Below are 14,113 nucleotides of genomic sequence, written 5' to 3'. Positions count from 1 at the left end.
ATTTATCAAAAATGGATTTAGAAATACGTAAATGTTTGACAAAATTACTTGTCTTCAGTTTCTAAACTTTCTACTAACTTGGCTAGATTCATAGAGTTAGAGCCTTTGAGCAGGATTTGGTCATTGGTTCCAAGGCTTTCCTTGACCTGCTTGACTAGGTCTTCAAATTGGTCTTGGTCTTCTGTTTTCTTGAAGTAGAAAACGTGGCCAATTGGGAACATTTGACTAGCCAATTGGGCCAATCCAGCAATGTCTTCTCCATAGAAAATTACGGTATCAAGCACATCTGGCGAGATACTCAAAATCATCTGGTTATGGAGTTGAACAGACTGGTCACCAAGTTCCTTCATATCCGCCAACACTGCAATTTTCTTGCCCCCTTCATTGGCTGGAATGGCAGAGAAAGTCTCTAAAATCAGCTTCATAGCGGTTGGATTGGCATTGTAAACATCTGATAGGATATCTGCTCCATTGGCTGATTTCTTCCACTCGGTACGGTTACGCGTCAATTCAATATTTTGGAAGGCCTGACGAATTTGCTCCTCTGAAACTCCTTCTTGTAGGGCAACATAGGATGCAATCATAGCATTGGTAGCATTGTACTTACCAGTCACTGGCAAATCAAGGACTTGCTCCAAGAAATTGGCCTTAAAGGTCAGACTATCCTTGCGCTCAACCAAGTCTGTGATTTCTAACTCTGCTCCTTGACCAAAACGGACCACCTTTTTATCAGCTGGCAAGTAGTTCTCTACAATGTAGTCTGCTGGTACCAAAAGCAAGGAACCCGATGCCATACCATCTGCAATTTGCATCTTCCCTTTAGCAATCTCAGAACGGTCTTTGAAAAAGGCCAAATGAGCTTCCCCAATCAAGGTCACGATAGCTGTTTTTGGATGAGCCAATTCTGATAAGAGATGAATATCTCCCAAGTGATCCTGCCCCATCTCCAAGACCAACTTTTCTGTTCCTTCAGGCATGTGGAGAACTGTGTAAGGAAGGCCTATCTCGTTATTGTAGTTTCCTTGTGTTTTGTAGGTTTTGTAGGTTATTGAAAGCAAGTGCGCCAACATATCCTTGGTCGTTGTCTTGCCATTTGAACCTGTAACAGCAAAGACATCAACTCCCTTTTTCTCAAGATAGTAGGCAGCTAGTTGTTGAAAGGCAGTCAAAACATCATCTACTAAAATGTAAGGATGATTTGCGACCTCTTTCTCAGACAAGGTTACTGCTGCACCATTTTCGAAGGCTGTTTCGATAAAGTCATGACCATCACGCGCACCTTTAAGTGGCACAAACAAATCTCCTGTCCCAATCAAACGACTGTCAAACTCAGGCTTTTCTAACTGAGCATCCTCAAAGATGCTGACATCATTTTTAGCTCCAACAGCTTGGGCAACTTCGTGAATTGTAAGTTTCATTTCTACTCCTTTAAAAAGGGTCGAAGTCCGAGAACTCTAATCACCTGGCAGTGATGGTTCTGGCTTCTACCCTCTCTTTCATTTTTATAGCAAATGCGCTTCGCGCTTGTCAAAACTTTCCTTGGCAAGGTCAACCAAACGCTCGATTAGGTCTGGGTAGCTAATTCCCATATTGTCCCAAAGTAGTGGATACATAGACCACTGGGTGAAACCTGGCATGGTATTAAGCTCGTTTAGGAAAATCTCGCCCTTATCTGTATAGAAGAAATCGCAACGAGAGAGACCGAGGCCACCAATCGCACGGAAGGCCGTTTCTGCATTTTGACGCATGACAGCTACCACATCATCACTGATTTTGGCTGGAATATCCATAGTAATCTTGTTATCGATATACTTGGCATCGTAGTCGTAGAAAGCAACATCCTTGACTACTTCTCCTGGCAGCGTACTCTTGACATCGTAGTTGCCCAAGAGACCAACCTCGATTTCACGGGCATTCACCCCTTGCTCAACCAAGACACGACTATCATATTGGAAGGCAAGTTTCAAAGCTTGACGGAGTTCTTCTTGATTTTCAGACTTAGAAATACCGACACTTGAACCCATGTTTGACGGTTTGGTGAAGACTGGATAAGTCAATTTTTCTTCAACTTCAGCGATTTTAGCAGTCACATCATCGCCTTCGACAATGGTCACATAAGGAACTTGGGCAATGCCTGCAGATTCTAAAACACGCTTAGTGGTGATTTTATCCATGGCAAGACTAGATGACAATATGTTACAACCAACATAAGGCATTTTCAAAACTTCGAGGAAGCCTTGAACTGAGCCATCTTCTCCCATCGGACCGTGAAGGACTGGAAAGACCACTGCTCCCTCTTCGTATATAGCACTTGGTGCAACTTGCTTATCCCAATCAATAGTTTCATTGGTCATAAGACGATCCTCTTGACCTGGAGTCTGGCTAAATTCTTGCGTTTTAATAAAGTCACCTGACTGGCTGATGAAGAAAGTCTTGACCGTGAAACGGTCGTAGTTGACCGCACGCATGACACTCTCAGCTGAAAGAACAGAGACTTCACGCTCTGCACTACGTCCACCGTATAAAAGAATAATCGTTTGTTTCATATTATTTGTTCCAATTCTAATAGAATACTCGTTCTTTAGTATATCATATTTGCTTCTTTTTTGAAACTTGAACCTGATACTGGTCTTCAATAAATCTAAAAAGAGACCGATAAAACAACTGTCGGTCTCCATGATTTTTGTATAAATGAATTGAGTGTGTTAATTTGTCTACACTTACAACTCTGTTCGATTTTCAATGGCTCGTAAGAGCGTCACTTCATCCGCGTACTCAATGTCCGCTCCGACAGCGAGACCTCGTGCTAGACGCGTAACCTTGATACCAGCTGGCTTGAGCAAACGTGAAAGATACATGGATGTCGCTTCACCATCTGCTGTGGCATTGGTTGCTACGATTACCTCTGAAACCTCACTATCCATAAGACGAGTCATAAGGCTCTTGAGATTGATATCGTCAGGACTAATCCCATTCATAGGGGAGATCAATCCGTGCAAGACATGATAGAGTCCGTGGTATTCTTGGATATTTTCCATGGCAGCGACATCTCGGCTATCCTCCAAAACCAGAATCGTAGACTGGTCACGGCTAGGATCGGTACAGATAGAACAAGGATCATCATCTGTCAAACGCCCACAAATAGAGCAATAGGTCAATTCTCGCTTGGCTGCAAGGAGATTTTTAGCAAATTCGTTGACGTCATCATCCGGCATTCCAATAGTATAAAAGGCTAGACGGGTTGCTGTCTTAATCCCAATACCAGGAAGTTTGGAATAACTGTCAATCAACTTAGCAATAGGTGTTGGATAAAGCATGGCTTCCTTTCTAATTCATTGGATGGTGTTGGTTATATAAATTGATAATGTCGCGAGCAATTGCTGGCCCAACATTTTTGGTTAAATTGGTATTATGAGGAAAGACTACTGCAACTGCAATTTGAGGATTTTCTGTTGGAGCATAGGCCACGGCATTGGTATTATCAGCTTCTTGACCACCAGCTACATAGCTTTCACCTGTACCGGTCTTACCACTGATAGAAACAGTGGCGCCATCTGAAAACGCCCGTCCTGTCGTAAGGGGTCTAGTTCCATGCGATACTTGGTAAAATCCTTGGTGCAAGATTGCCATATCCGATTCAGAAATATTGACCTTATTCATCTCTGTCGGTTGCAGTTGCTGAATCAAGTCGCCTAAGCCTCCCTTATCATTATTTCCATAAATGCCTTCAACAATACGAGGAGCCACACGAACACCATCATTTGCAATAGTTGCTACATACTGAGCCAACTGCATGGGCGTATAGTTATCAAACTGCCCAAAGGCATTAGTAATGTAATTAGCAAAGCTATACTCTTTGGGAACAAATCCAGTAGATTCATCTGGTAGGTCAATTCCGGTCGCAGCCCCCAAGCCATATTCGCCAAAGGTCGCACGAAGTTTTCCCATAGCTGTTTCCAAATTGCTGGTTCCAACAAACATATTTGGTTGATAGGTCTGGCCCATGATTCCAAGAGCGGTTTGAACCATGTAAGCATTGGATGAATACTCCAAGGCTTCCACAGCTGTAATAGGAAAAGATCCATATGCCAATTTATACCAAGAATAAATTGGAGCTGAACCTTGGAAAACAATAGGCTGATCTGTTAAGGTTTGGTTTCCTGATAAAACACCATTTTCCCAACCTGAGCTGATGGTAGCGGCCTTAACAACCGAACCTGGGACAAAGACATTGGTTACCGTTCCCAAGGAATCAGGAGTCAACTCTCCCGTTTTCAGGTCATGTTTGAGTCCTGACATAGACAAAACAGCACCTGTTTTGGGGTTAAGGGCGACTGCATACACACCCTCAGAATACTTGGCTCCACCATTTCCTAGCTCGGAATTGAAATAACTTTTCAGCAAAGCATCCACACTATCTTGGAAGGCCAAATCAATGGTCAGCTTGATATTGTTTCCCTTACTACCTTCCTCAATTGTATCCACGCTTTCCATATTGCCATATTTATCCAGATGGATTTCTTTTACCGAGCGTTTTCCTTGTAAGGTCTCTTCATATTGCTTTTCCAAATACGAGGTTCCAACACGGTCATTTAGAGAATAGCCTTTTTTAAGATAGGCTTCTGCTTCTTCCGCTGGGAGACCAGCTTTTTCACTGGATACACTCCCTACTATAGAAGAAAGGGAAGTTTCCAAAACCTTTCGATCCCAAGAAGTAGAAATACTAATGCCAGGCATCTCCTTTGAAATAGAGGCAATAACAGCCACCTGAGAATCATTTAGAGGATCTGTCGCAATGGTTCCTGTCGCAAAGTTTCCAACAGCATTTAACTGACTAAAAAGATAGATTTCTTTCTTTTCATCCTCTGTATAGTTTAGTTGACTTGTTGGGACACTATCGACCGCATTGTTATACAGTTCTGATTCGGATAGACGATTGCCATCTGAATCCAAGCGTTTCTCACTTGGGAGAGCTTCCACTGTTTTTTTATAGATTTCAGGATCAGCCAAATAGTAATCAGCCAGCTGGCGTTCTGTCAAATTTGGCGAACTGATGCTCACATAAGTCAGTAACTTTTTAGCTATTTCTTTTAAGTCTGTAGCCGTCATTTTATTGCTACGCGTAAAGGAAACAACCTGCTTTAACGTATTTTCTACCAAAGGTTTTCCACTAGCATCATAAATTTCCCCACGGGCAGAACTGGTTGTGACCTTGGTCTGACTAGCTGAGGCTAGCTTTTTTTCGTAAAAATCCTTGTTCAAAACCTGCATATACAACAAACGACCAATAATGGTCATAAAGAGTAAAATGACGATTGAAAACAATAAATTAAGCCGAATCGGAATCGAATGGCTGTTAAATTTTCTCATACAAATCAGTCTCATTTCTAACTTAAAATCTTACTCTTAATTGTACCACAATTTGAGCAGAAAATTATGGAAAAGAAAGAAGCTTTTTTCGTTTTTACGGCAAGATACGTTTTTATTTATTCATCCCTATATTATATGTTATAATGAATGTAAAAGTTCAATAATCTAGCCTTTTTCCAATACGACTCATTTAAAGGAGCCTTCCCTATGGACAAACCAGATATCGCAACTGTCATTGATTCACATTTTGAAGAAATGACAGACCTAGAGCAAGAAATCGCTCGCTATTTTTTGCAAGCTGAAACGATTACAGATGATTTATCTTCTCAACAAGTCACCCAAAAATTACATATTTCTCAAGCTGCTCTGACCCGCTTTGCTAAAAAGTGTGGCTTTACTGGCTACCGAGAATTTATTTTCCAATACCAACACCAAGCAGAGAAACAAGACACCCATTCTCACAAACATAGTCCACTGACAAAACGAGTCCTCAGGAGTTATAGTAGTATGCGGGAACAAACACAGGACTTGATTGACGAAGTCCAACTAGAACGAATTGCCCAATTAATCGAAGATGCTGAACGCGTCTACTTCTTCGGAACAGGGAGTTCTGGCCTCGTAGCTCGTGAAATGAAATTACGCTTTATGCGTCTGGGTGTGGTCTGCGAGGCCTTGACCGATCAAGACGGTTTTGCTTGGACGACCAGCATTATGGATGAGAATTGTCTCGTACTCGGTTTCTCACTTTCTGGCACAACTCCTTCTATTTTAGATAGTCTATTAGACGCTAAGGAGATGGGGGCAAAAACTGTACTCTTTACAAGTGTTCCCAATAAAGATAGTCAGGCTTATACAGAGACTGTTCTTGTTGCTAGCCACAGCCAGTCATCCTACATTCAACGAATATCCGCTCAACTTCCAATGCTCTTCTTTATCGATTTGATTTATGCCTACTTTTTGGAAATCAATCGTGAAAGCAAGGAAAAAATCTTTAATAGCTACTGGGAAAATAAGAAACTCAACGGCTATCGTAGACAAAAACGTGTCAGAAAATCCTAGTTTGGTTGAACCTAACTAGGATTTTTATTCATCACCAAACATACCTCTTCAAGATTATGAATTACTCATATCTTGATTTAGTCTTGAATAATTTCATGTAATCACTTTTTGAAGGGAGTAAATAAGCAAGTCTGACGGTATCCTCAACAATTGTATATAATACGATGTAATTCTTACTCAAGGTCAATCCTCGCGTTTGGTAGCGAGGATCTAATTTCTTACCAAATTTTTCATCGGCATCAAATCCAGCTTGGGGGAAAATTTCTAGACGATTAATATCTTTTCTGATACTCTCCACTTTTCGTCTCGCAGCCTCTACAGAACCGATTTCCTCTGCTATATACTGATATATTTTATCCAAACTATCAATCACTCTAGGAGAATACAAAATCCTATATTTTTTATAATCCATAGCGTGTCACGACATCCTCATCTGTCAAGTAATTTCCAGCCTCAATTTTGGCATAACTTTCTTGAACTTCTGCTTGTAATTGTCTAAACAAATACTCCCTCTCTAATTCCTCTTCACTCAGTAAATCTACTTCATTTGTTACGGCAACATTCTTTAAAAATAATCTGAGTGCCGATGAAAGAGAGAGATTTTTTTCTTTTAACACTTCCATGGCATCATTTACTAATTCTCTATTAGCTTGGAAGGTCACAATTTTATTTGAATCCGCTATAGCCATTTTATATAACTCCTTTATATATTTTATTTATTATCTCACAATTATAAAGAAAGTCAAGGGAATTTGATTAGAAAATCCTAGTTTGGCTGAGCCAAACTAGGATTGTTTTGTTTTGAAATGATAATAAGCTCCCAACATACCTGCTGTATTTTGGTGATGGGCAAATTCTAATCGTGTTTTTTCAGCTAGACTTGGTACCAAGGCCGCCTTCAAGGCTGTGCGAATCTTGGGTTTGAGGATTGCCTCTTGTCCCATGATACCGCCACCAAGAATGACTACTTCTGGATTGGCCACATAGCAAATATTTGCCAGACCTTTTCCTAGATAGTCTACCATCCGGTCAATGCCTTCCATGCAAATTTTGTTTCCTTCGGTAGCTTCCTTAAAGATACGTCGGCCATTCCACTGATCAGCTGGATCTCCATGACCTGCTGCTACATACTCCACCAAGGCTGTCGTAGAGGCCAAGTCTTGGAAATCTCCATCCTGCATATGCATATAACCGACTTCGCAGGCTGAATTGCTAAAACCATGGAAGACTTTCCCATCCATAATCAAGCAACCACCGATACCGGTTCCAATGGTCAAGCAAAGTGTCACACTCGCTCCCTTGCCTGAACCAGATACCGCTTCAGCAAGACCTGCACAGTTGACATCATTTTCAATTTCACAAGGAATATTAAAGCTAGTCTCGATTTCCTTCTTGAACTGAGTTCCTGCATAGTTGGGAATCTGAGGCCCAGCATAGAAAATCTCACCCTTATCTGGATCCACCATTCCTGCAGAAGAAATAGCAACACCTGCTACTGGGCCTTGTTCTAAATAGCTGGCTACGATATCTTTGGTCTTTTGTAAGATATGAGGTCCACCTTTATGCGCCTCTGTTGGCATTTCATGCGATTCAACAAGTTGGCCTTCTTGGTCGATCAAACCATATTTGATGTTGGTTCCACCGATATCAATTGCAACGTAGTGTGTCATAAATACCTCCTTATGGATTAGAGGAAGCGCTCCTTGGTTTCACGAATCAAGGCTGCAGCTGCTTCTACAACTGGACGATCTTCTTCAGTCACTGGTGTCAATGGTGAACGAACAGAACCAATATTCAATCCTTCATTAATCTTCAAGACTTCTTTAATGACACCGTACATATTTCCATGAGCAGCAGTGAGTTTACCAATGATAGCGTTGATAGCATACTGCAATTCACGCGCTGTTTCTAAATCTCTATCCGCAATCAATTGGTTGAGTTTCAAGAAGAGTTCTGGCATAGCACCGTAAGTACCACCGATACCAGCCTTAGCACCCATGAGGCGTCCTCCTAGGAACTGCTCATCTGGACCATTAAAGACGATATGGTCTTCTCCACCAAGGCTAACAAAAGTTTGGATATCTTGAACTGGCATAGAAGAGTTCTTCACACCGATAACACGAGGATTCTTCAACATTTCAGTATAAAGACTTGGAGTCAAAGCAACACCTGCCAATTGAGGAATGTTGTAGATGACATAGTCTGTGTTTGGAGCTGCAGAACTAATATCGTTCCAGTATTTGGCAACTGAGTATTCTGGTAAGCGGAAGTAAATCGGTGGAATCGTTGCAATGGCATCTACACCTAAGCTTTCTGCGTGGCGAGCAAGTTCCATACTATCTTTGGTATTGTTGCAAGCAACGTGGGCAATAATAGTTAATTTACCTTTGGCAACTGCCATAACTTCTTCCAAAATCAACTTACGGTCTTCAACGCTTTGGTAGATACATTCGCCAGAAGAACCATTGACATAGAGACCTTGAACACCTTTATCAATGAAGTATTGAACCAAGGCACGCGTACGTTCTGGGCTTACTTCTCCTTGTTCATCATAACATGCGTAGAAGGCTGGAATGACACCTTCGTATTTTTTCAAATCTGACATAGATTTTCTCCTAACTTATTTCCGAAACGAGGGGAGAAAATAAATTTTTCATCCCCTTTACATTCTGTTTATTTTACAATTTCTGACAATTTTACTTTGCGATCTTCAAACATAGATTGGGTACAAGCATCTGCAGTAGCAATTGCTTCTAGAGCAGCTTCACCTGTCAATAGTTTTGCAAATTCTTCTGATACTGGAGCTCCTTGCATAATCTCATGCAGATAGCGCATTTCTTTATCAATGACAGATGATAGCCATAATGGAGTACGTTTACCTGGTTTACCATAAGCAATTGCTCCGTCCATCTCTGTACTATGATAGATACGAGTACGATCATCATCTTCTTCTTGAGATTCGTGAATCAAGAAATAGCTTTCTTGTCCATCTAGCTTAAGAGTTCCTTTACAGTTGAATAAGTCTAAGCGGATAGCACCTTTCGTTCCTTGAATCAAAACATAATGTTCGCCCCAACGATAAGCTGAACCCCATTCTAACAAAGCAAATCGCTTATTAGAAAATTCCATATTGACAAAAATCATATCATCTTCATCACCGAAATTTTCACCTTCATGGGCTACATTTCCACCCGTCATGGTTACAGTTTCAGGCATGCCACCCATAAGGAATTGCACACAATCCAATTCATGAATATGGTGATACAAGTGACCACCTGATTTTTCACGAATTTTTTTCCATGATACTGACGGTTGTTGTTCTTCCCAACCATTACGAGCTGTGTGACAATATAGAACGTCTCCGATGACTCCTTGATTAATTAGTTCTTTTGCATGATGGACACCATTAAAGAAGTTCATAATATGTCCTGCCATAAAGGTTACATTATTTTCTTTACATGCATCTACCATCTCGCGACAATCTTGATAAGAAAGCGCAATTGGTTTTTCACAGAAAACATTTTTGCCATGTTGTGCAGCCTTAATAACCGGTTCCTTATGAAGATTATTTGGAGTTGCGACGATAACACAATCTACTTCATCGCTAGAAACCAACTCATCTAGGGAACTTGCTACTTTTGCTCCCAATTCTTCTGCAATAGCCTCTGCATTATCTGGATCATAGAGAAGAGTAATCTCTGCTCCATCATTCTTTTGCATATAACGAGCCAACTCAGCTCCAAAATATCCTGTTCCAACAACACCGTATTTAACCATGTTTTTTCTCCTTTATTTTGTTAAATCATTAATTTCCAAATCTATATACTGAACTACATTGCTTAAATGCAATTCATTTCTTGACCATGAATCATATTTTTCAAACAATACACCTATGTGATGATTTGGCAATTCTGTAATCGCAGAATAAGCATAACCATACGAAGGCAAATCAATGTCATAGTGGTATTTCCAATCGATACTATCATCTTCTTTATTGACTAAACCGACAACTAATTGACCTCCCTTACGGCCATTTCTAGAATTTGGTGTACTCAAAATGACTGCTTCTTTTCCATCAACTAATTGAGAGTATCTAATTGCAGATACTTGTGTACCATATGAAGTTTGTTGAATTCCATCGATATACGAAACTTCTGACCATGTTTCTCCAGAATCTCTACTAGTCATATAGGCAATCTTACCTGTAGTAGTTCTAAAGAATGTTCTAATCACACCATCTCTCATTTCAACCATTTGCGCTTCTGCTGTCGCATTCTTAAACGGAATTGAAGCTGAGGATTTCTTCCATGTTTGACCACTATCATCAGAAATGAGATAAGTTAGTTCGCCACTAGTATATGTTGCAAAAATTAATCTATTACTTGATTTTAATGCTAAACCTTGTCCGGGACATAAGTAAGTTCCATTATGTTTTTCTCCTAAGAACGGAGGCAATAACTTAAATTGTTCCCAACTCTCTCCTCTATTCTGACTAATTGTCATTGCTATATAATTAGTAGGAGTCACTTTAAATAACGAATCTTTGTAGAAAACATTCATAGGAACCTGTTTTCCATTATGCCTTTCTCTTAAAGAGCCACTATCAAAATCAACCGAATATTGTTCAACTGTTAAAGACTTTCCTCCCTCTAAAACTTCATACTTATCATTTATAGTATAATTTGTAGGTTTATTAGTTGTTTCATCATAAACGACACCATTTTCTCTGACTGTATAACGGAAATCATTATCTCCATCCTTCTTTAGTTTTAAATAATAATGACCGTTTATTTCTTTAAAACCTGAATCAGCTTTATTTGCATTATTATTTCCGATACCAGCAGGCATAACATCAGCTAATAAGATCGTTTTCCCAGATTTTTTATCTTCAACAATGGATGAATCTATAAATGAAGCACTTCCACTAATTTGACTATTCTTTAATTTATTATCTCGTGGCCAGTAAACTAACTGCTCCTCATAGTCATTAAACTTCATAGCAAAAGTTGGCTCACTCCACGTTTTCCCATTATCATCACTATAAGAAGTCGCGATATTAATCTTACTTTTAGAATCATGAGTCCCACCATAACGTGCATCAATACTTGATAGAACTCTTCCACTACTTAATGTATATAATGTCGGTATTCTAAAATAGTTTGCTTGAGTAGAATCTCCTGATTGGAAAATTAACTGAAATGGATTTGACAAGGGAATAGTTGAAACTTCCTGATCACTAATTGCTTTATTAAATAGACTGATTTCATCAATACTTCCTCTTGCAAGATAATGATCCTTGCCTTCACGATTAACAGCTCCTAGTGTTGCCTTATCTATACCATTTATATTTGAAATCGGCAAAAATGTATCAACTGTTTCAGAGAACACTTCTATACCATTAACATACATTGTGTATGTCTTATCTTTAGAATCAGATACAAATACGAGTGTATTTTCAACTGCCTGTCCTTTATGCTTTCCCCATAATGAAGCTGGTCTAGAAAATAAATAATTTATTCCCTTTTGGGCGTCTCTTATTTCTACACCTATCTCACCAGAATCTCTCATGAAAATTGAAAAGTAATTATTTTTAAAGCCTGCTTTACTATTAGATAGACCAAACAAAGCTTGAAGCGAGTTTGGTTTATCTGCTTTAAATTTCATTACTACTGTCTGACTCTCTCCAGATAATTTATCTAATAACAAAGGGCTGATATCTATACTCTTATTGTTCAGTTGATATGAACCTCCTTGAAAAATAGGAGATATAGACAGTTGACCATAGTTTAATTCATTCGCATGAATCAAAGCGGGGACTCCCATTAAAAGACTAATGCCTACAACAGAAATTCCTAGTTTTGAATAAAGACCTCTCTTATTCATTTTTTTCCTTCTTTCGTCTACTTCACAGATCCTTCTGACAATCCACTTGCAATCTTATTTTGGATAATTGAGAAGAAAATGATTGATGGAAGAACTACAATAACAGATGCAGCCATCATATCTCCCCAGTCTAAAATTTCTGAACCGTTAAGTGATCGAAGGGCTACTGCTACTGTCATCTTTCCTGTATTGTTAATCAAAATCAAAGCATACAGGAATTCATTCCAAGCATTGATAAATGTATAAATAGCTGTTGCTACAATACCTGGTGCTACAATCGGTAGCACAACTTTATAAAAAGTAACAAATTTATTTGCACCATCAATTCTAGCTGCTTCTTCAATTCCAATTGGAACTGTTTGGAAAAATCCAACTAAAAGCCAAACCGCATATGGAACACTAAAAGATAGATAAACCATCATCAAGCCAAATAAACTATTTGTTAATCCAACTTTAGCAATGGCTATTGAATAGGGAATTGCTAGCAAAATTGGTGGAAAAATGTAGGTAATGACAAGTAGTCTTGACATGATTGCTCCCAATTTAGGGAAGAATCGAACAATACCATAGGCTGCCATAGCAGAAATAATAATCGCAATAACAGTTGTAGCTAAGGCAATGATTAAACTGTTTCGAATGTTATCAATAAAATGCAAATCATTGATAACATGAGTGAAATAATCCAATGTAAATTGTTCAGGCCAAAATCGTGTTGGATACTGAGTTAATTCCCCTTTACCTTTGACAGAAGATATGATAATCCATACCAATGGGAAAATTGCAACGATGGTCGCACCAATCAAGAGTACATGTGAGAGAATATCTAAATAAATACCGGATTTCTTCTTCATTATTTTCTACCCTCCTTTTCCCACTTACTGATGATAGCAAAGTAGATAAAGCAAATTGCCACCAAGAAGATAAAGAGCAATACTGTAACTGCTGAAGCACGACCCAACAATTTAGTTCCCCAACCTAGGTTGTAGGCAAAAATCGGAAGCGTCGTTGTAGCATTGGCTGGTCCACCACCTGTAATTAGGTAGATAATGTCAAAGTTATTAAAGATCCATACAGTTCTCAAAACAACTAGAAGCCCTACAACCACTTTAATATGTGGAAAGACGATAAATTTGAAAACTTGCCAACTTGAAGCACCATCTATCTTAGCAGCCTCAAATTGTTCTTCGGGTACTGTTTGCAAAGCTGAAAGTACATTAACCATAATCATCGGCGCTCCAAACCAAATGTTGATAAACACCAAACATAGGAATGCCCATGTACTATCTGTCAAAAATGCAGGCGTATGTTCCATTAAACCTAATTTTACGATTAGATTAGGTAAGTAGCCATAAACCCCGTTTAGAATCCACTGCCAAGAAAAGGCAATAACGATGGTAGGAAATGCCCAAGGAACAATCAATAAGGTCCTATATAATTTCTTGAAGTGGCGTACTCTGTGAAGAGCTAAAGCCAATACAAACCCTACTAAAACTTGACCAACTAATGAGAAAACGGTCCACTTAATTGAATTAAAGAACGCATTAAAGAAGTTGGGATCTGATAGCACAGCTTTATAGTTAGCTAAACCAACAAATTTATAATTAGGCATAATCAAATGCTTATTGGTAAAGCTATAAAAAATACTCGAGAAAAACGGATAAACAAAGAGTAATCCTACGATAATCATAGCTGGCAAAACAAATATCCAGCGAGTTAAATTACGTTCTTTAACCATTCTCCTTCTCCCTTCTTTTACAAGATTGGGCTAGGGCTTTTCAGCTCACTAGCCCACCTATTTTCT

13 protein-coding genes are annotated in these 14,113 nt (G+C 39.2%); 1 reads left to right on the top strand and 12 read right to left on the bottom strand.

From position 1 onward, the window contains the following. Window positions 1-44: 44 nt before the first annotated feature. The 4 genes from STYK_RS03125 to pbp2b form a co-directional block, all read right to left on the bottom strand. Entirely contained in the window at window positions 45-1,418 is a 1,374-nt protein-coding gene (locus STYK_RS03125; protein WP_261805219.1) for a UDP-N-acetylmuramoyl-tripeptide--D-alanyl-D-alanine ligase, read from the bottom strand. 84 nt (window positions 1,419-1,502) lie between these two features. Then, window positions 1,503-2,546, bottom strand: coding sequence for a D-alanine--D-alanine ligase (locus STYK_RS03120; protein ID WP_261805218.1), 1,044 nt, complete (start codon window positions 2,544-2,546; stop codon window positions 1,503-1,505). 174 nt (window positions 2,547-2,720) lie between these two features. After that, on the bottom strand, window positions 2,721-3,317 hold the full coding sequence (recR, locus tag STYK_RS03115; protein ID WP_261805217.1) for a recombination mediator RecR: 597 nt from the start codon (window positions 3,315-3,317) through the stop codon (window positions 2,721-2,723). Between the two features lie 10 nt (window positions 3,318-3,327). Beyond that, entirely contained in the window at window positions 3,328-5,385 is a 2,058-nt protein-coding gene (gene pbp2b / locus STYK_RS03110) for a penicillin-binding protein 2B (protein ID WP_261805216.1), read from the bottom strand. A 192-nt stretch (window positions 5,386-5,577) separates the two neighbouring features. Between pbp2b and STYK_RS03105 the strand changes: the two genes are divergently transcribed. After that, entirely contained in the window at window positions 5,578-6,429 is an 852-nt protein-coding gene (locus STYK_RS03105) for a MurR/RpiR family transcriptional regulator (protein WP_261805215.1), read from the top strand. Between the two features lie 61 nt (window positions 6,430-6,490). Here STYK_RS03105 and STYK_RS03100 read toward each other — a convergent pair whose 3' ends face one another. From STYK_RS03100 to STYK_RS03065, 8 genes are all read right to left on the bottom strand, one after another. Further along, window positions 6,491-6,841 (bottom strand): type II toxin-antitoxin system RelE/ParE family toxin, encoded by a 351-nt coding sequence (locus STYK_RS03100; RefSeq protein ID WP_261805214.1) that lies wholly within the window; start codon window positions 6,839-6,841, stop codon window positions 6,491-6,493. Then, window positions 6,831-7,118: a type II toxin-antitoxin system RelB/ParD family antitoxin gene (relB, locus tag STYK_RS03095; protein WP_261805213.1), complete on the bottom strand. Its 288-nt coding sequence runs from the start codon at window positions 7,116-7,118 to the stop codon at window positions 6,831-6,833. The genes STYK_RS03100 and relB overlap by 11 nt, the downstream gene beginning before the upstream one ends. Window positions 7,119-7,214: 96 nt before the next feature. Continuing rightward, window positions 7,215-8,099: an ROK family protein gene (locus STYK_RS03090; protein WP_261805212.1), complete on the bottom strand. Its 885-nt coding sequence runs from the start codon at window positions 8,097-8,099 to the stop codon at window positions 7,215-7,217. A 17-nt stretch (window positions 8,100-8,116) separates the two neighbouring features. Next, window positions 8,117-9,034: a dihydrodipicolinate synthase family protein gene (locus STYK_RS03085; RefSeq protein WP_261805211.1), complete on the bottom strand. Its 918-nt coding sequence runs from the start codon at window positions 9,032-9,034 to the stop codon at window positions 8,117-8,119. Between the two features lie 68 nt (window positions 9,035-9,102). Continuing rightward, on the bottom strand, window positions 9,103-10,206 hold the full coding sequence (locus STYK_RS03080; RefSeq protein WP_000241736.1) for a Gfo/Idh/MocA family protein: 1,104 nt from the start codon (window positions 10,204-10,206) through the stop codon (window positions 9,103-9,105). A 12-nt stretch (window positions 10,207-10,218) separates the two neighbouring features. Beyond that, the gene (nanB, locus tag STYK_RS03075; protein WP_261805210.1) at window positions 10,219-12,312 is read right to left on the bottom strand and encodes a neuraminidase NanB; all 2,094 of its coding nucleotides are present in this window, start codon (window positions 12,310-12,312) and stop codon (window positions 10,219-10,221) included. Window positions 12,313-12,329: 17 nt separating this feature from the next. Further along, a complete protein-coding gene (locus STYK_RS03070) occupies window positions 12,330-13,163 on the bottom strand; it encodes a carbohydrate ABC transporter permease (RefSeq protein ID WP_000730332.1) in 834 nt (277 codons plus the stop codon). Continuing rightward, entirely contained in the window at window positions 13,163-14,047 is an 885-nt protein-coding gene (locus STYK_RS03065; protein WP_000237988.1) for a carbohydrate ABC transporter permease, read from the bottom strand. Before STYK_RS03065 ends, STYK_RS03070 begins: the two co-directional genes overlap by 1 nt. Window positions 14,048-14,113 lie beyond the last annotated feature (66 nt).

This window comes from Streptococcus toyakuensis (genome assembly GCF_024346585.1).
Classification (GTDB): Bacteria; Bacillota; Bacilli; order Lactobacillales; family Streptococcaceae; genus Streptococcus; species Streptococcus toyakuensis.
Note: the sequence above shows the minus strand (reverse complement) of the source record. Positions and strands in the feature narration are given on the sequence as shown.